We start from the raw sequence: 16969 nt of genomic DNA on the forward strand, positions 1-16969 counted from the left end.
TGCGGTCGTTCAACGAACCTCCTCTCCAACCTTGGGGAACGTGAGCGCGATCTGTCCGCACTCGGAGCACTCGACCAAGCCGCGCATCGCGTCGAGCCAGAGGACATTCAGCACGCCGCAGGAGGCGCAGCGGAGGCCGTCGAGGAAGTGAGCCAGTGTCATCGGACCTCACCGACCATCGCGCGGATGTCATCGTCGGAGACGTACGCGGCCCGGACGCGAATCGGATCAGGACTGGTCTCCAGCCGCACGTACCCGACGCCCGCTCCCCGCTCTGGACGAGGAGAGATGCGATCGGCCAGCGCACCGCGATCTCTAGCCCCGTCACCGAGCACCATGTCCACCTGCTCCGATTCGTCGAGCCGTAGAGCGATCTTGTCCGGGAAGAGGTTGCGAATGTTCATGACCTCCTTGCGAGGGTCCTGGAGAGCCGCCAGGACGCCGACGCCGACCGCGCGTCCCTGAGTGGTCAGCGTGGCCAGAGCAGCCGAGATGCGCTGCCTGAGCTGCCTGTCGGACTGGTAGGCGGTCAGGAAGGCCACCTCATCGACCACGACCAGAACGAACGGGTCGTCGAGAGTGGGTGTGTGTGATCGTTGAATTCCGGCGAAGCGAGCGGCACGCTTCTGCATGACAGTCACGGCCTCGTCGAGCAGGTCAGCGCAGTCAGCGGGATCAGCCGCGTACCGGCCGCCGAAGAGAGCCCTGCCGTACGACAGCTCCATCAGCTTCGGGTCGAGCGCCCAGATCTCGACCAGGCCCGCATGCATGGCAGGCATGAGGCCACGAATCGCTGACCAGATGATCGAGCCCTTGCCCGCCCCCGTGGCCCCGGCGACGAGGACATGAGTCCCGTGCAGCCGGAGGAGCCACGGCGAGCCGTCCTCTTGCCTGCCGATCTCGACCGCCCCGACAGTCGGGGTATCCGGGATCGGTAGCGCTGCAATCGGCGTGGCCAGCGGATCGTGACGTGGGAAGGTCAGCACGAGGTGACCGGCCCTGGCCACCGCGACCCGACAACTCTCCGACCCGAAGCCGTGGGACAGGTTCTCGATCCTGTCGGACCAGTCCTTGACCGCTTGGCCGTCGAGCATGCGGACGGTGAGCCGATCGGCCCAGGAGTCGGATGTGACCTTGACCAGCCGCGGAACGTACTCCCGTCCGCGAAGGTGCCGAGCCAGTCCGGCGACGGCCATGACCGGTTGCCAGTGCCGCCGATAGATCCAGAACCAGCGTGCGAAGGCGACCAGCCGCCAGCCGATCCACCGCGCGAACGTCGGCCTGTCGAGGATCGCCCAGGCGCCCATGGCCACGAGAGCGGGAACGACGAGCAGCAGCGCGACGCGCCAGCCGTACACGAGGCAGAGCCCAGCAGGAACGGCGATCGCCGCCAGCGCGACGGGATGCCGCCAGACCAGACGGAAGAGGCCGGCTACGAACCGGGCGACGAAGATGACCAGAGTGATGATGGCCGGGGTCTGCACCACGGCCGGTTTGAAGACCACCGCCGTGTCAGGGGTGGTCGAGACGATGCGGTGCGGCTCGTCGCCGGGCATTCTCTTGAACATTAGGGTGAAGTCCTTCCATGCATGTCGCGTGTGTGCGGAAGGCCGAGGGGCCGCCGGAAGTTGCCGCTTCCTGCGGCCCCGCTGAGCATCAGGCCGCCTCGCCGTCGGTGGCCTTGCCTGACTCGCCGGAGTGCAGCCGCTCGCAGTCAGCCAGATAGCGAGCGGCGGCGTTGAAGATCTCGCGAGCAACGGTCAGGTCGTCGTCGGTCACCGGTCCCGCGGTCGAGACGGTCACCGAGGCGTCCGAGGTGTCGAGGTCGAAGCAGGGCCTGCTGTTCTCTCCGAGCCAGGCGCGCGCCCGCAGCTCCACCGAGCAGAAGGCGATGCTGAACCGCGACGGCTGATCGGGCCGTAGGGAGACGGTGACGTAGGTGTACGGGCTGAGCGTCATCGACCCGCCACCCCCAGACCGTTCGGGAGGCCGTGGAACATGCGCTCGACCGCTCCGGCGAACATGGCGGCCTCTCGCGCCAGAGCCCGAGCGAATTCGACGTCGTCGAGGGTGACGTGATCGTTGGCCGACGTGGTGACGAGCACCTGCGTACCGCCGAAGACGAGCCCCAGGACCGGCGACCGCTGCGGGTACGGATGGTTCCGTGCGTCAGCGCCCTGACCGACCTTGAGCGCGATCGTGCTGACCGGGCGGGCCTTCCGCCGCCCCATCACGCCGCGTCCTTGGCAGCGGTCGTCGCCCTACCGGCCGGACGAGGAGCGCGCATCTCGCGAACCTTGATCGAGTACGCCAGCCTTCCGGCCTGGTTGACGTACGGCGTGGCGGTCATCTGGTCGAACTCGACCGGCGTGAACGGCAGCCCGGCCATCGGAGCCGGAGGAACCGGCTGAGTCGGGCCGAGCAGTTTGACGGAGACGGTCTTCTGAGCCGCCTTGAGCGTGGGGTCGGCGTCCATGACGCTGACCTGCCAGACGAGCTCTCCGCTCTGCTTGTCGCGGGTCTGGACGAAGCGCCCGTTGGTCGAGGCGTCGAAGTCCTTGACGGGCTCGACGTCCCCCACGATGTAGCAGCCGTGCGGGAAGACCATGTCGAACGTGACGGGGATGGGACCTTGCAGTGCCATGAGGCTTACTCCTAGCTGGTCGTCTTGTCGCTAACTCGTCTTGCCGAGTTGTCATGAAGGTACCCGCAGGTCAGGGACTTGACAACACGAGTTAGCGGGATTTCTTCAAGATCTTTTATGAGGCTATGACAAATCCATCCATAAGCCATTGCGGCATAGCGGATGGATCGGTTTAAATGACGATCAACTCCACGTGATCTCCAAAGCTCGTGCGGGGACCATGTGGCAGTCGCGCCGATATGGGACCGTGCAAGGAGTGCGAGATCTCGAAATTACGGTACGACCTCAACCACGCTCGCGACATGTCGATCAGGAGCGAGCCCGACGACGAGCCCATGGGGCTGCCACCAGGCGTGCGGGGCACGCGGTGGATCGAAGTCGCCAAGAGCAAAGCACGCAATCGGCAGCTAGCCAGACACAAGCTGACCGAGAAGGAACAGAAAGCCCTCATGCGGAGAATCGCGCGAAGCCGGGCCTGGAAAGAGGAACAAGAGCGCCGCAGAAACGGACTATGAGTTAGAGGGAGTAGGAGTCCTCTAGCTCATGGAGGTCGCCGGGTAGAACGAGGTCCACGACAAGCACCGGCCGTCCTCCTCCGTTGAAGACACTGGCCAGCACCCCGAGGACGGGCGCGTTCTTGCGGACCTCCATGAGCTTGGCTTCGTCTGACGAAGGGTGTCGAGCGCTCAGCCGCTCGACGACGTGCTGAAGCTTGACACCCTTGCTCGCCCGAAGGTGCTCTCTGATGCCAACGGTGAGTGGCTGGGCTTCACCGAGCTGTGTCTCTTCGGCCTGATGCGCCGGGCACCACACGGTGAACAGGTCAGTCGGCCGCTCATCGTCGCGAAAGAGAACCCGACGCCGCACCACCGCGGATCCCTCCGGCACGTCCAGAAGCTTCGCGACCGCAGCGCTGGCTGCGAGCGATCCAGCCTCGATGACAGTGCAGTTCTCGTCCACCTCCACGCGGTCGAGGACGGCCCTGCCCGGACGGGGAGTCTGGTGAGCGGCGCCTGGTGGCGCGGCCTTCACGAAGGACCCCTTGCCGTGCTCCCGTTCGATGACTCCACGGAGCTGGAGAACTTGGAGGGCGCGAACGACGGTTGGCCGGCTCACCCTGAACTCGCGGACGAGCTGCGTCTCGGAGGGCAGCAGAGAGCCGGGCGGATAGGTCCCGTCCGCGATCTTTTGCCTGATCGTCTGCACGATCTGGGCGTACTTCGGGGGCGCGAACTCTTCGGACGACATGACGACCACCCAACAACTCGACTTGTCGTAAAGCGTAGTTCTAGTTGGACAGCCTGTCATCCCCCTCAGCTACAGGAAGCGTACGAGCTGGTGGAGGAACCATCTGACTGCGCCACAGACAGCCCCTCCACCAGCACCAAGACGCGACGCAATGGCACCCCTGAACTCGCCATCCGCCGCGCCCGCCTATCGCGCCTCACCATTGAGGAGAGCAATCCAGACGTCTTGCGCCTCCTTGGATCGCCAGCGATACGTCTCGTGAATCTGCTGCACCACTCCATCGAGACGCGTAGTCCGACGGATGTAGGCAAGGCCACCCTCGCGACACCGTTCGTAGATGATGTCCTCGCACTCGCAGGTGAACTCGATCACGCGCGGCGGACCCTGCTCGCGTACCACCTCCCGCCAGACCAGGCGCATGCAGTTTGGCCGAGGCGGACCCACGTGAGGCGCAAAGCAGCCGACGTAGACGTTCACAGCAGCGCACCCGCCCGTCCGGTCCCGCTGCACCGCCAGCAGTCATCGCGGTGTCGGTCATCAGGAGCGGCATCGCCTGAGTTGTTCTCGTCCACCACCACGGCCCGGCGGAGGCTGATGTACTTCCAGCCTCGTCCTGAGCAGGAGTTGCATGGCGCAGTCATGCAACGAGGATTGCCCGAGGAGTTGTCACGTCTCGATCGCTCGCGAGTACCGTCTGTAATCGCCTCGTCTCTTTTCGTCTCCTCTTGGTCTCGTCCGAGCCCGTCTCTGTCGCTAACCTGGGCCTATATGGCACCCCAGCCCGAGGCGCGGATCATGACTGACCAGCCGATCCTGTTGAAGACTCTCCTGACGCAACGCCATTGGCAGACCTACAGCACATTCTGTAAGGAGTACGACAAGGCGGCCAAGAAGGTGGACCCGTCGTTGCAGGGCGGTTGGCCGAGCCGGGCACAGCTCCACCGATGGCTGAACGGGGAGCTCAAGGGTGTGCCGTACTCAGGCCACTGCCGCGTCTTGGAGGCGATGTTCCCGGGCAGGTCGGTACATGAGCTGTTCACCACGACCGCCGTCGAGATCCCCGCACAGAGAACAGATCCGGAGCCAGCCAGAAGCGCCGGCCCCGACACCGCCGCCTGCGCCATGCCGCAGATGGCCGATGTAACCGCGGTCTTCAGTAGCCGCTCGGCCTTCTCCTCCGCATACCCGGCATCATCGATGTTCGACGACGCGAAGGAGATCAACGCAGCAGGCCTGTCGCTCAACATCCTCTGCCAGAGCTATCCCGATCATCAGCTCAAGCGTCTGCTCGACTCAGGCACGCGCATCCGCTGCCTCTTCCTCGACCCGAAGGGCCAGTCGATCCGCGCCCGCGAAGCAGAAGAGGGCTACACCGACAGCACCCTGACGACCCTAACGGCGCTCAACATCAGCATGCTGACCAGGCTGCGCGATCGGCTCGACACCACGTCGGCCCAACGCCTTGAACTCCACGTCTACGACGAGACGATCCGATTCAACCTGATCATCGTGGACCGAGGGTTGTGCGTGGTGCAGCCGTATCTTCCACAGGCGCGCGGAGTCGATTCACCTACCTTTGTGATCAAAGACGACACCGCCGCAGAGGGGCTGTTCCCCATCTTCGACCAGGTGTTCAGAGATATGTGGGAGCGGAGCAAACCCGTATGACCATCGACGCCAGGACTGTTCTCCCCATCGCTGAACGTGCCGTGTCGATCGCCAGCCAGATCATCCGCACCAAGGCTCCCGGCGTCATCACGGCCAAGGGCGACCGGGACATGGCGACAGAGGTGGACTACGCCGTAGAAGATGCCGTAAGGGAATTCCTGTCTCGCGAGACGCCCGAAATCGGATTTTTGGGCGAGGAGGAAGGCGTCAGTCACCTGGGCGACGGCCTGATGTGGGCGCTGGACCCGGTAGACGGAACGGCCAATTTTCTACACGGCATCCCGCTCTGCGGTGCCTCCCTGGGGCTGATCGACAAGGACACGCCCACACTCGGTGTGATCGACCTGCCGTTCCTCAACCTCCGCTACTCGGCGGCTGAAGAGTCCGGCGCTGTCGCCAACGGATCCGCGATTCAGGTGAGCGATGCCCGCGAGTTGCAGAGTGCGATCGTGGCGATCGGCGACTACGCCGTGGGGGAGAACGCTGACGAGCGCAACCGGCCGCGGCTCGCCCTGACCCAAGAACTCGCCGCTCGTGTCCAGCGCATCCGGATGTTCGGCTCAGCCGCGATCGATCTCGCGTGGGTGGCGCACGGCAGGATCGACGCCACCATCATGCTCAGTAACAACCCGTGGGACACCGCAGCAGGCGTCATCATTGCCCGAGAAGCGGGAGCAACGGTGATCGATCTCGACGGCAGTCCGCACAGCATGACCGCCCAGGCGACCATCGCCGCAAGCCCCAAGCTTGTAGCCGATCTCGTGGAACTCATCGCCGAGACCCGCAAGGCAGTGGTGCTCGACCGGAACGTTGCCGAATAGCTCTTGTAGGTATCAAGCGGCGGCGCGGCGCGCCGCCGTACCCCCGGCCCTCCGCCCGCCCGCCGTCCGGGCGTGCGGCCTGGGGGCCGGTCCCGGACGGCGGCGGGACACCGGGCCGGCCACCGCACACCGGCCCTGCCGTACCAATCGAACGCACCGACCGGGGTTGCCACGCCGCTGCACAGATACAGCCCTACGATCGCCACTGCATGGCTGGACACCGTGCATGGTTGGGGGCGATCGAAGGTCCAGGGCTTCGTTCCTCAGCCCCGGCCCACCGAGCACCTCGGTACTGTCGATCAGCGGCATGGCCTAACCCCACCTTCGTCCTTTGATTGGGGAACGAAGCAGAAGGCCTTGCGAGCTCTTCACGGCTGGTACTTCATGCCAATGCAGATAGCAGGAGCGCCTTGTGCTCATAGACAAGCTCGCGGTCCGCTGTCGCCCAGGCGATGGCGGCTTCGGCGTGCTGGCGACGGGTCGCAGTGAGGTGGTGATTACTTGCGTTGGCTGCCTCCGCGTCAACGATGCTGGTCTGCCTACGCACTATCGCGTCCAGGAGTCGTTCGGGATCGACGTCGCCGTAGCCGTCGCGTAGTTCACGCAAATGCTGGGCCTGTTGGTCGATCGGAACTCGGCCTTGGGACTGGATGCACCAGGTCCACGCCATGTAGCCCAGATCGTCGAGCCGGTTCCCGGGACGGCTCGACGACCAGTCGATGAAGGCCACCGGCAGACCCCTTTGAAAGACGGTATTGAACGGGCCTGGGTCACCGTGGATGACGCATTCGGCGGAGGCGGCTAGGACATGCCCAGCGGTTGTTTCGTGCAGGTCGCGCAGCATTCGACCCCCGCAGGCATACGCGCCGGGTGCTCGCTGCGTGGGATGATCGGTGGTGTTACCTGGAATGAAGGTCAGTATGTCCCGGCCGTGTTCGTCGATACCAAAGTAGCGTGGTGCGTACGGGTATCCGACAGACTCCAAGTAGAGCAGCACCTGGCAAGCGAACTCAGCGCCCGCATCACGAGCGCGGCGCACTGTGTCGCCAACGCGCACCACTTCCAGCGAATTATTTCCACCGGTGAGAGGCTCCTCGATCACAACCTCCATGATGGGACATGCCGCTCCAACATGCTCCATTGCGTGCCGAGATCGGCACCGCGCGTTGCGCGAAAAGCAGCAGCTCGCGGGCTGATCACCGGGCCATTAGCGGGCCATTAAGAGGGGTGACAGGGGGTCAACCGCGGTCACTCAGGACCGGCTTTCCGTCCAGCTCAGCGCCTCATCAAGTCGTGATCGATGCGGTTCCCAAGCTGACAGCGCGGGTTCGATTCCCGTCACCCGCTCCAGTGTCTGTGCAACAGCGTCCAGCCCCACCGCTCAGCGGTGATCACTGAGGGCTTGAGTCTTTGAGAAGTTCAGTCTCGACGACGCCATCAAGCGCCCGGTGGAGTTTTGCGTCGGTCGTCAGCAGCGGAATCCCTTGATCGAGAGAAAGCTGTGCGAAGACGGCGTCATACATGCGCAACGTCAACCGCACCGCCAGGGCGGCGGACCGCTCCAACCGGTCGGCGTCCACGGGATGAACCCGGACACCGAGCTCGTCAATGATTCGAACGGCCGCAATGAACTCATCTGCGGACAGCCGCCCCGCGAGCAGGCCCTTCTTTCGCAGCACTCCGGCAACCTCAATCCGCGCGAAGTCCGCTGTCTCCAGCCTTACCCGGCCGTGCAGAAAGTCGTCCCGGATCTGGCGGGCGTGCCCGTAGCCAGGTTGATCGACGAACCACCGTAGGAACACACCAGTGTCCACGACGTACGCGTCAGCCACGCGCGCCTTCCCGGAGACGGTCCAGTTCCTCGTCGACGCCCGTCACACCGCGCATCCTCTCCTGAACCCGCTCCATAACGGCCAGCGCTCGCTCGCGCCGACCAGCCGTTTCGAGGTTCTCGCGGACAAGTGCAAGGACCGGCTGGACACGGTCATCCGGAAGCCGATCGACCAGAGCATGCAACTCTTCACGCATCGCGCTCATGCTCGCAGTCTATGCCTCGTCAGGCTTGTCTCTCTGACCATTTGTGCAGGGCGAGGCAGGCCGGTGGCCGTGCCCGTTGCGTGCCCGTTCGCAGAGCGATCTACGGAGGCTCAGGGAGACTCACGGTCACTCGACCGGCATACGCCCAGGTCGGTGTTTCTCCAGTTCAGCCCGTGTGATCTTGAAAGAGTTCCCAAGCTGACAGCGCGGGTTCGATTCCCGTCACCCGCTCCCCTCGTTGCGGGGCCTCACTGCGCGGCCTTCCACATGGGGCGCTTCGCGCCTCAGTGTTCCAGACAGTGCTTCCCAGGGGGCTCCGCCCCCTTCGACCCCCGGACAAGCCCGCCCGTTGCCCGGTTACACGGTGGGCCGGCTGATGCCCTCCCCGAACAGGCCAGTCTGTCGCTAACCCGGGCTCATATGGCGCCCCAGCCCAAGGTGCGGATCATGACTGACCAGCGGGGCCCTCATCGCCGACCACCACGCCCACAACGACGTGGCATCGACAGGTCCCCAGTAGTTTCCTTCCGTGATGGAAGAACATCCGGGTAAACAGTGGGTGCGGGGGCCAGAGCAACGCGAGGACGTGCTCGAGGCACTACGAGCCTTAGGCGACCACGACTACCAGGATCAGCACTGGCGATCCGGGGAAGGATCGCCGGATCTCACCGCTGCCGTGCACTGGCTGATCGACGACACCTTCATCGACCAACACGGCGCACGAGCACTGATCCCTCACCTTTTCGTTGATCAGCGAGAAGCCGACCTCGTGCAGACGGTGGTCGACGCCCTCTTGCGCGCCCTCGATGACCTCGGCCCTACCGCTCCGGACAACGCTTATCTCGACCATCCTGAGTGGACCAACGTCCTGAACTCGGCCGGCGCCGCCTACCGGGCCTTATCCTCCGGCAAGCAGAGCTCATGACGCCTTGCGTGTAGGAGCGTCATGAAAGCCCAGATAGACCGGCAGGTCCCGACACCTGGGCCTCGTTCGTTATTCCTAAGTCCGCCGCGATCTTGTTTCCCCGCGTGGCGGCTTTGAGGCCGAGCTCGTCGAGCCGGCAGAGCTTCGTCAGGTCAGGTCCGGTGAAGGCGTCAGGCAAGACGTGCCTGTCTCAGCGCCGTCGCAGCAGTTGTGGTCAGTGGCCGCTGGGAAGTTCAGGCGGCGGTCGCGTTGGTGATCGTCGCGGCCAGCTCGCGGACACGCTGGTGAGCGTCGGCCATGGATGCCTCGTGCTTCGGGAGGAGTTCGGCCAGTGCGGGGTTGTGCGTGGCCATGATGAGTTCGGGGATCACCGTGTGGACCTCGAGTCCGAGCAGCTCTTCTCTTCCGAGGACCGCTTCGGTGGTGGGCACGACGTAGTCCAGGCCGTGGTTGGGCGTGCCAGGCCCGTAGCCGCCGCCCCGCGCGGAGATCAGCACCGCGGGGCGTCCGGCGGCAGGGGAAGGTCGGACGGTGCGGCCGAAGACGATGATCTGGTCGAGCCAGGCCTTGAAGACCGATGGCATCGACAGGTTGTACATCGGCACAGTGAACAAGTAGGCGTTGGCGCCGAGGAACTCCTCGATGAGTTCGTCCTGGAGAGCGGCCGCGGCGGCCTGCTCAGCGGTGTGGTCGGCGGGGTCGGTCTCGCGGGCGGTCACGCCTGCGGCGCTGATGTGCGGGACCGGAGCTGCGGCCAGGTCCCGGTGGACGACGTCCCCGTCCCAGCCTTCGAGGAAGGTTCGGGCCACGTTCCGAGAGACCGAGGCCTCGCCGAGCGAGGAGGAATCGACGTGAAGCAGGTACGACATCGGTGTTTCCTTAGTTGGATAGGTAGGTTCATACTGGGAATGCGGTTACGTACGGCCTGGGAGGTATTGAGGTGGTGACAGCGCGACGGATCAGCGGCCCGTGCCAGTCGTGGCCGGAGGACAGCGCCTTCATCCGGGAGGTGCTCGACCGCATCGGCGACAAGTGGACGGTGCTGGTCATCAGCACCCTGAGCACCGGATCCCTGCGCTACTCCGACCTGCAGGCAAGCATCCCGGGGATCTCGCAGCGGATGCTGACCCAGACCCTCAAGCACCTCGAGCGTGACGGGCTGATCACCCGGACCGCGTATGCCGAGGTCCCGCCACGGGTGGAGTACGACCTGACCGACCTCGGCCGGTCACTCCTGAACGCGGTCACAGCGATGGCCGCGTGGGCAGTCGCCCACCACGGGGAGGTCGCCAGCAACCGAGCCTCCAGCGAGGCCACGGGCGTGGGCCGCGCGAAGACCTCGGTCACCACCCCGGCTCGATAACCGACGGGCGGCCCGTCAGCGGCGGGTGGTCAGGTGCCGTCCTCGCCAGCGGTCCCGCTGACGGTGTCGTCTTCCTCCTCCGAGCTGTCGATGATGCACACGCCCGTGTCGGGATCACACCATCCGCCGGCGCGTGTGGTGACGAACTGAAGGTCGTGCGTGGGGTCGCTCATGACGCGCGCTCGCTCGGCGCGGGCCCGGCCACCTGCTCCAGCAGTTGGTCGTAGGCGGCGACCTTCTGGGCTCCCGGCGCACCGACCCGTCGGTCGAAGACCACGAACGGCACCCCGGTCGAGCCCAACTCCACGGCCTCCTGCCGATCGGCACGGACACGGTCGGCGTACTCATCGCCGGCGACGATATCGCGCACCCGCCGCCCATCCAGCCCGACAGACTCGGCCACCTCGACGAGAGCGTCGGGATCGAACGGGTTGAGGACGCCTGCGAAGAAGCCGTCCTGGACCGCGGAGAAGAACGCGAACCCGCGACCCTGGTCACCTGCGTACTGCACCACCCGGTGCAGGTCGAAGGTGTTGGCGTTCCAGCGGTCGACCGTGTACCTCAGCCCCTCCTTGTTGGCAATGGCCTGCATCTGGCGCTCGGCCCGCCGGAGGTCATCGGCCGTGCTGCCGGGATGGCTGCGCACGAAGCTCGTCTCGTTCTTCTCCAGCCCCTGCGGCGCGGTCGGGTCCAGCTGGAAGGACCGCATCACGATCTCGAACCGATCCGCGTCCGGGCGTTGGGAGATCGCCGCCTCGAGTCGGTGCTTCGCCACGTAGCACCACGGGCAGCCCAGATCGGCCCAGACCTCGATGGCGACCCGCGAACCGGTGCCCTGCTCTCGCCGTTCAATCATCCGTCTCTCACCTCACTAGCAGTGCGTAACCCCATCATGAGTGAGTAGAACGAGGCATACAAAAGGCACTTTGAAGTGCGTCAGCCTCGCGGGCCAGGCAACTACACCCTCATCTGGGAAGAGCCAGATCATGGAAGATGCAGGTCCGGTACGCTGATCGCTCGCACGGCCCCCGACCGCCGCGCCCGCTTATCGAGATGACAATGACACAAATGTGACAACAGATACTATTGCTGCTTAAATAGCATCAGATCGCAGAGTGGCTTCATTCTCATACACCACGATCTTGGACGCGGCCCGGCCTCGACGGCAGCCTCACAGGATGACCGCTCAAGCCACCATCGCAGCAAGCCCAAAGCTCGTGGGTGACCACGTCGCGTGAGACGCTGAGCCTGTGTTCACAGCACCATCCCGCGCGCAGGTCGAAGCACAGCTCGACGGTATCCTCAACGGCTCAGTGACCCGCGACCAAGCCGACCGATGGGCTGCCCAATGGGTCCGCGCGGAAGGCCCAGCCGTGGACGACGACCTCGTATGGTGGGCGCTGCAACTCCTTCACGGCATCGACCTGCGCCACGGCCCTGATGACGATCACCTGCACACCGATGAGCAGGTAGCCGAATGGCTGGAAGAGTTCCGGATCCGCAGCAGAAGCAATGCCTCCGGTGCGGGCGCTTCGGCTCCGGAATGATCGCGGAGCGTCGGCGCAGGCCCGAAGGTGGGTACATGCGGAACCTGGCCGAGCTCTTCGTCGAGCACGCACGCGAGACGGATAGTCCTTCGACTGGGGGCGACGGCCGAGGTCGAGAGCCTGATCGTCGTGCCATTAAGGATGGTGACGAGGGGGAGTTCAGCCTGGGTGGCACCAGTGTCCTGGCGGATCTCGGCGAGCGTCTTGGGCGCTGGAGCACTCGCCGTGGATATTCTCACGCTGACCTTCGGGTGTCAGCTCTGAACGGATGTCCAGGACTCCACCGTCGCTTCGGCGATGGCTTTGATGCGATCCCCATACGCCAGATGTCCGTCGAACACAAAGCTCCCGTCCTTGAACGGCAACCCGCTGAACGAGGCACTGAAGCCGGGAGGTTCGCCCTTCGGGAGTGGTGCGTATGCCGCCAACGGTGCCATGTCGTAGCCCCGCCGTGCCCGGTGGTTGTTCCGTGCCACCGAATGAGCCGCCAGGCGGAGCAGCGCGTCAAGGCCCTGATCCACGTAGAGCTGCAACTGGCGAAACTGGTCGTCGAGGTATTTCTCGTGAGCTTCGGAAGGATGCTGCAGGAGATACGTCACGACCACGGGAGCATGCCACCTGAACATCTGCGGATCCGACTGCTCCTCGGCCAGGATCCCGTGGTAGTAGTCCACGCACAGGCCCAGCGGGCCGGCCGTCGCACCGCAGTCGCACCTGTCCGTCATGGAGATATCTGCCATGGCTGCAACATAGGTGGCCGGCCCTGATCTTGGCGATGTTTTATCGGCGCGGGCTCATGCCCTACCCGACCATGGGTCCTGTGGCCATGAGGTTCTGCAACGAGCGAGGGCCGGCCGCGCTCGACCCTGAATGGACGGCAGGGGCCGTGGTCATGTCCTGCGGAGTGGTGAAGCTCGGTCCTCGCGTGAGGCTCTGCTGGTTTGACCATGCCGTCATCCGTTCGGTGTGTGCCACCTCCTTGGGGCACACCAGACATGCCGTCGCTTGCCCGTACTTCCGAGCGCATGCCCCTGGCTCGTAACCTGTCATCGGCCGGGAACGATCATGCCCCCACCGACAGGAGCGTCCTGTATGAGCGCCATGTGTGACTATTACCGTGCTCCCGATCGCGCCACAGCCACCTTGCGGCCGACCACCGTACGGAACCGCAGCAAACCCCTTCGCGGCGCTCCGGTGTTCGATGTCGTGGAAATCACGTGGGTCGACCCTGACGGCTCTCTCGGCAGCCTCGTGGCCGCCATCAAGGACGTGCCCTACTCAGATGATCTCGTCGAGACAGTCACCTTGTACCCTCCGCCTGCAGGGGCACCGCAAAGTGAAGAAGCATGGCTGAGCCTCCCGGAGGACTCGCCTTATCTCGATGGGCCACAAATCGATGAATTACCGGTGACCGCACGCGATGCTCTCGCTGAGGTCGACGACTCTCGTCTGCTCGAAGTCGCCCGGCGTTGGACGATGGAGCCCCTCTGTCCTTTCAGCGAAAGCGACGACGTGGTGGACCTGGTCCGGGAGCTTGTCGCCCTTGCGCGGCGGGCCCAGGAGAGCGATGAACTGCTCTACTGCTGGTGGATTCCGGACTAGCCATCCACTTCTGGTCCACGAGTCGGTAGACGGGTTGATCACCACGACCCACACCGTCGCAACCAGGAGCTTCTGGTGCTGTCGTATCGTGCCGCCGTCGATTTGTCGCATCAGACCCTGAACTACGTCGCCGGGGTGATCCGACGCCCCCGTAAGTCGATGAGGTCGGTCTGGCGGCGACTGAACCCCGACCATCAGGCCCTGCTGGTGCTGGTCTACCTGCGTAAAGGCGAGACCTCCACCAAAGTCGGGGCCCACCAGCGGAGCAGCTCACTGGTGCGCGTCGTCTCTGAACTCGTACCAAGGCCCCTTCACGTGCCGGACATCGCCCGTTCGGCTCACGGGGCTCCAGACGTAGCCGTAGCCGTCCCCTCCCCACCCTTTGCCTCGGAAGAAAGTAGACAGGTGCGGGCGACCGCCTCCATTTTCCCTGACGAGTGCATGAAGCGCAGGTCCTCAGCCCAGATCAGGGCCACGACAGGGATGCAGGTTAGGAGCGCCGCACCCACGTACACGGCTATGCGCACCGCAGGCCGTTCCTCGCGACTCGGCCTCGATCATGTGGTCATCTTCACATGTGCTCGGGCAGGACTACGAGATCGCACGAGGATGAAAGGTTCCATGATGATGCTGACGACGCCGAGCGCCATGAACGTCGCGTACCGGCAAGTGCCATCGGGCAGTGTGATGGTCGCGTCGGCTTGGTCGGCGGTTTCGGGGGCGTGCCCTTCACAACGTCGGATCAGCATCTCGAAGCCGGGCTTGTCACGCGCTGGCTGGTCGGGCCATTGGATACGCGGGCAAGGTGCGACCCACCGTTTGGGACTCGGTCAGTCGTCGCTGCGGCTCGCGGCTGCGTCCCATCTGGCCGAATCTCGTGGGCCGGGCTCCGAAGCGCAAGGCTCGGCACGAACAGGCGGTCCAAGTGGTAATCGATGATCTCGCTAGCGGCTCGTGGCTGCGCTGTCGGCTGAGGACACTGGAGGTCAGGCCGTTGGCGAGAGCCAGGAGGCCGGCGACTTCGGTACGCGGGTCACGATCAGGGGCTATGTCGCCGGCCTGCTGCGCGGCGGTCAACCGTACGGTGAGGAAGTCTTAGGGGAGGCGCTCGATGAGTGAAGCGTTCTACTCGCACGCGAGGCTGTACGACCTGATGTTCCCGGGCGGCGGGTCCGCGGTCGACTTCTACCGGGTCGACGCCGATCGGCAAGGTGGGCGCGTACTGGAGCTTGGGTGCGGCACCGGGCACACGCTCATTCCCATCGCGTCCGACGGGCATCCGTGCGTCGGCCCGGATTTCTCGTCGGACATGCTGGCCGAGGCGCAGCGTAAGGCGAACGAGCGCGGTGCGGCGGTGGAATGGATTCAGGGTGACATGCGGGCTTCGATCTGGGCCGTACATTCGACTTCGTGTTCATCGCCGCCAATTCCTTACTGCATCTGCATGAGGCTGTGGATCTGGTGAGCTGCTTCCGGTCGGTTCGACGACATCTGGCGCCTGGAGGACGGTTCGTCTTCGATGTGTTCAACCCGAGCGTGCCCTGCTGGCCCAAGCCGATGGCGTGCGGCGTACCCGGGAGTCGTTCATGGATCCTGACCGTGGCAACGTCAGCGTCGATGTCGCTGAGGTCTACGATGCGTCCGCGCAGGTGACACGTGGGACGTGGTATCTCTCGACTGACTCCGAGCCCGACTTCGTCGTCGCACCGCTCGACATCAGGAGCATATTTCCGCAGGAGCTGCAGCTGCTCGTCTCGCTCGGCGGCCTTCGACTCGTCGAGCGCTTCGGCGACTGGTTCGGTCGGCCATTCGCCATGGACGCGCCGCTGCAACTCTGCGTCTGCGAGTCCGCGTGACGTGCGGCAACTGCGATGATGTCCCGATGCGCAAGGCGACCGCTTACCATGGCGCGCTCGGCGACCTTTTCGCCAAGCATGCCGATACGAGCCCCTACAACGCCTACACAGACAGACCCGCGATGCTGCGACTCGCCGGTGATGTTTCCGATGCCAGAATCCTGGACGTCGGCTGCGGGGCAGGCCATTACGTGTCCGAACTCGCGGCCCGCGGCGCCCAGGTCGTCGGGATCGAGGGCAGTGCCACGCTGCTGAGCCACGCCCGGACCCGCGTGAACGGCCACGCGGAACTACTCCTTCACGACCTCGAAGAGCCACTCGACTTCGCCGCTGACGCTTCGTTCGACGGTGCGGTCTGCGCCCTCGTGTTCCACCACATCAAGAATCGTGAGCAGTTGCTGGGCGAACTACGCCGCGTTCTGCGACCAGGTGGATGGCTTCTGATGTCCATCACCCACCCCACAGCCGACTGGCGTCACTTCGGAGGCTCGTACTTCAGCCACGACTGGAGTGACCTGGCCGTCGCAGGTGGCGAGCATTCGATCCACTACCAGCGCATGCCGCTGGAAACCTTTCTGAGTGAGCTGCTGGCCGCGGGGTTCGTGCTGGAGCAACTGGTCGAACCCCGGCCCACGGCCGCCTTGCGAAAGGTCGACGAAGCCGCGTACGAAAGGCTCCACCAAGCCCCGTGCTTCGTCGCTGTACGGCTGCGGCGTCCCTGATCATCGCCGACTCCGAGGTGATCACTGTGCTGGGTGACAACGTCGCGGTCACTCGCGGGAACGCGTCCGTAACTATGACTGCTCGCGCGAGACGTACGGAACTCAGGCCACTCGCCAGAACTCCTGCCAGTACCCTTGACCGCTCGTATCCTCCACCACGGTGGCGAAGACGTCGTCACGCACCTCGATGATCCAGATCTCGTGCGCCGGCCCGAGGTCCGCCCGGCAGTGCGGACATTCTTCAAGAGTCCCCTGGATCAGGACACGGCCGAGCCCTGGCCGCCCTTCCTTGAGCCCTCGGCGCAGCCAGTTCACCCGATGGCCGAGCTCGTAATCCGCCAAGGTCAGGGTTCCGAACCGGAACTGAAGCCACCAGCGATCACGCTCGCCGCATGCGGGGCACTCAAGGTGGAACGGAAGCCGCAGGCGGTTGTACATTCCCACAGCGCGACATACTGGCACGTCAGGGCTCGGTCTGCTCGAACCGAGCAGCACGGGACACCAATCGAGCGGGGCTCGGCGACCCGGGGATCGCC

The 16969-nt window shown here is 64.8% G+C and carries 23 protein-coding genes; 9 read left to right on the forward strand and 14 right to left on the reverse strand.

Translation table 11 applies throughout. The annotated features are described in order from the left end of the window. Positions 1 to 9: 9 nt before the first annotated feature. The 6 genes from E1295_RS48415 to E1295_RS00845 form a co-directional block, all read right to left on the reverse strand. Positions 10 to 162 carry a hypothetical protein gene (locus E1295_RS48415; protein WP_166427018.1) on the reverse strand — a complete coding sequence of 51 codons (153 nt, stop codon included), beginning with the start codon at positions 160 to 162 and terminating at the stop codon, positions 10 to 12. Further along, on the reverse strand, positions 159 to 1568 hold the full coding sequence (locus E1295_RS00825; protein WP_132627674.1) for an FtsK/SpoIIIE domain-containing protein: 1410 nt from the start codon (positions 1566 to 1568) through the stop codon (positions 159 to 161). Before E1295_RS00825 ends, E1295_RS48415 begins: the two co-directional genes overlap by 4 nt. An 88-nt stretch (positions 1569 to 1656) precedes the next feature. Beyond that, on the reverse strand, positions 1657 to 1959 hold the full coding sequence (locus E1295_RS00830; RefSeq protein WP_132627675.1) for a hypothetical protein: 303 nt from the start codon (positions 1957 to 1959) through the stop codon (positions 1657 to 1659). After that, complete coding sequence (locus E1295_RS00835; protein ID WP_132627676.1) at positions 1956 to 2234, reverse strand: hypothetical protein; 279 nt, start codon at positions 2232 to 2234, stop codon at positions 1956 to 1958. Before E1295_RS00835 ends, E1295_RS00830 begins: the two co-directional genes overlap by 4 nt. Next, entirely contained in the window at positions 2231 to 2644 is a 414-nt protein-coding gene (locus E1295_RS00840; RefSeq protein ID WP_132627677.1) for a plasmid replication, integration and excision activator, read from the reverse strand. Before E1295_RS00840 ends, E1295_RS00835 begins: the two co-directional genes overlap by 4 nt. A 516-nt stretch (positions 2645 to 3160) precedes the next feature. Continuing rightward, complete coding sequence (locus tag E1295_RS00845; protein WP_225271129.1) at positions 3161 to 3892, reverse strand: GntR family transcriptional regulator; 732 nt, start codon at positions 3890 to 3892, stop codon at positions 3161 to 3163. A 795-nt stretch (positions 3893 to 4687) separates the two neighbouring features. Between E1295_RS00845 and E1295_RS00850 the strand changes: the two genes are divergently transcribed. Beyond that, entirely contained in the window at positions 4688 to 5560 is an 873-nt protein-coding gene (locus tag E1295_RS00850) for a DUF5919 domain-containing protein (protein WP_132627679.1), read from the forward strand. Continuing rightward, positions 5557 to 6381 (forward strand): inositol monophosphatase family protein, encoded by an 825-nt coding sequence (locus E1295_RS00855; protein ID WP_132627680.1) that lies wholly within the window; start codon positions 5557 to 5559, stop codon positions 6379 to 6381. Before E1295_RS00850 ends, E1295_RS00855 begins: the two co-directional genes overlap by 4 nt. Before the next feature lie 382 nt (positions 6382 to 6763). Here the strand turns inward: E1295_RS00855 and E1295_RS00860 are convergent, their stop codons facing one another. The 3 genes from E1295_RS00860 to E1295_RS00870 all read right to left on the reverse strand — a co-directional run bounded on the left by E1295_RS00860 (position 6764) and on the right by E1295_RS00870 (position 8418). Next, on the reverse strand, positions 6764 to 7483 hold the full coding sequence (locus E1295_RS00860; protein WP_132627681.1) for an aminoglycoside phosphotransferase family protein: 720 nt from the start codon (positions 7481 to 7483) through the stop codon (positions 6764 to 6766). Positions 7484 to 7772: 289 nt separating this feature from the next. Continuing rightward, positions 7773 to 8213, reverse strand: coding sequence for a type II toxin-antitoxin system VapC family toxin (locus E1295_RS00865; protein ID WP_132627682.1), 441 nt, complete (start codon positions 8211 to 8213; stop codon positions 7773 to 7775). Next, positions 8206 to 8418: a hypothetical protein gene (locus tag E1295_RS00870; protein WP_132627683.1), complete on the reverse strand. Its 213-nt coding sequence runs from the start codon at positions 8416 to 8418 to the stop codon at positions 8206 to 8208. Before E1295_RS00870 ends, E1295_RS00865 begins: the two co-directional genes overlap by 8 nt. Before the next feature lie 532 nt (positions 8419 to 8950). On the opposite strand from E1295_RS00870, the gene E1295_RS00875 reads away from it, so the two are divergent. After that, the gene (locus E1295_RS00875) at positions 8951 to 9343 is read left to right on the forward strand and encodes an SCO4402 family protein (RefSeq protein WP_425465328.1); all 393 of its coding nucleotides are present in this window, start codon (positions 8951 to 8953) and stop codon (positions 9341 to 9343) included. Positions 9344 to 9576: 233 nt separating this feature from the next. Here E1295_RS00875 and E1295_RS00880 read toward each other — a convergent pair whose 3' ends face one another. After that, positions 9577 to 10212: an FMN-dependent NADH-azoreductase gene (locus tag E1295_RS00880; RefSeq protein ID WP_132627685.1), complete on the reverse strand. Its 636-nt coding sequence runs from the start codon at positions 10210 to 10212 to the stop codon at positions 9577 to 9579. A 74-nt stretch (positions 10213 to 10286) separates the two neighbouring features. Between E1295_RS00880 and E1295_RS00885 the strand changes: the two genes are divergently transcribed. Beyond that, positions 10287 to 10706: a winged helix-turn-helix transcriptional regulator gene (locus tag E1295_RS00885; protein WP_246079753.1), complete on the forward strand. Its 420-nt coding sequence runs from the start codon at positions 10287 to 10289 to the stop codon at positions 10704 to 10706. Between the two features lie 29 nt (positions 10707 to 10735). Here E1295_RS00885 and E1295_RS48420 read toward each other — a convergent pair whose 3' ends face one another. Continuing rightward, positions 10736 to 10879: a hypothetical protein gene (locus E1295_RS48420; RefSeq protein ID WP_166427019.1), complete on the reverse strand. Its 144-nt coding sequence runs from the start codon at positions 10877 to 10879 to the stop codon at positions 10736 to 10738. After that, positions 10876 to 11562: a DsbA family oxidoreductase gene (locus tag E1295_RS00890; RefSeq protein WP_132627687.1), complete on the reverse strand. Its 687-nt coding sequence runs from the start codon at positions 11560 to 11562 to the stop codon at positions 10876 to 10878. Before E1295_RS00890 ends, E1295_RS48420 begins: the two co-directional genes overlap by 4 nt. Positions 11563 to 12079: 517 nt before the next feature. Here E1295_RS00890 and E1295_RS50580 point away from each other — a divergent pair. After that, positions 12080 to 12253 carry a hypothetical protein gene (locus E1295_RS50580; RefSeq protein WP_246079754.1) on the forward strand — a complete coding sequence of 58 codons (174 nt, stop codon included), beginning with the start codon at positions 12080 to 12082 and terminating at the stop codon, positions 12251 to 12253. A 254-nt stretch (positions 12254 to 12507) separates the two neighbouring features. On the opposite strand, the gene E1295_RS00900 is transcribed toward E1295_RS50580, so the two are convergent. Then, positions 12508 to 12993 carry a DUF5946 family protein gene (locus tag E1295_RS00900; protein WP_132627689.1) on the reverse strand — a complete coding sequence of 162 codons (486 nt, stop codon included), beginning with the start codon at positions 12991 to 12993 and terminating at the stop codon, positions 12508 to 12510. A gap of 352 nt (positions 12994 to 13345) precedes the next feature. Here E1295_RS00900 and E1295_RS00905 point away from each other — a divergent pair, with 352 nt between their 5' ends. From E1295_RS00905 to E1295_RS00920, 4 genes are all read left to right on the forward strand, one after another. Beyond that, positions 13346 to 13855 carry a hypothetical protein gene (locus tag E1295_RS00905; RefSeq protein ID WP_132627690.1) on the forward strand — a complete coding sequence of 170 codons (510 nt, stop codon included), beginning with the start codon at positions 13346 to 13348 and terminating at the stop codon, positions 13853 to 13855. A 1111-nt stretch (positions 13856 to 14966) separates the two neighbouring features. After that, positions 14967 to 15320, forward strand: coding sequence for a class I SAM-dependent methyltransferase (locus E1295_RS49910; protein WP_220448483.1), 354 nt, complete (start codon positions 14967 to 14969; stop codon positions 15318 to 15320). A 121-nt stretch (positions 15321 to 15441) separates the two neighbouring features. Continuing rightward, positions 15442 to 15711, forward strand: a complete 270-nt coding sequence (locus tag E1295_RS49915) for a hypothetical protein (RefSeq protein WP_220448484.1) — start codon at positions 15442 to 15444, stop codon at positions 15709 to 15711. A gap of 26 nt (positions 15712 to 15737) precedes the next feature. Beyond that, on the forward strand, positions 15738 to 16433 hold the full coding sequence (locus tag E1295_RS00920) for a class I SAM-dependent methyltransferase (protein WP_132627691.1): 696 nt from the start codon (positions 15738 to 15740) through the stop codon (positions 16431 to 16433). Between the two features lie 102 nt (positions 16434 to 16535). Here E1295_RS00920 and E1295_RS00925 read toward each other — a convergent pair whose 3' ends face one another. Then, complete coding sequence (locus E1295_RS00925; RefSeq protein ID WP_132627692.1) at positions 16536 to 16871, reverse strand: hypothetical protein; 336 nt, start codon at positions 16869 to 16871, stop codon at positions 16536 to 16538. Positions 16872 to 16969 lie beyond the last annotated feature (98 nt).

Source organism: Nonomuraea mesophila (genome assembly GCF_004352805.1).
Lineage (GTDB): Bacteria > Actinomycetota > Actinomycetes > Streptosporangiales > Streptosporangiaceae > Nonomuraea > Nonomuraea longispora.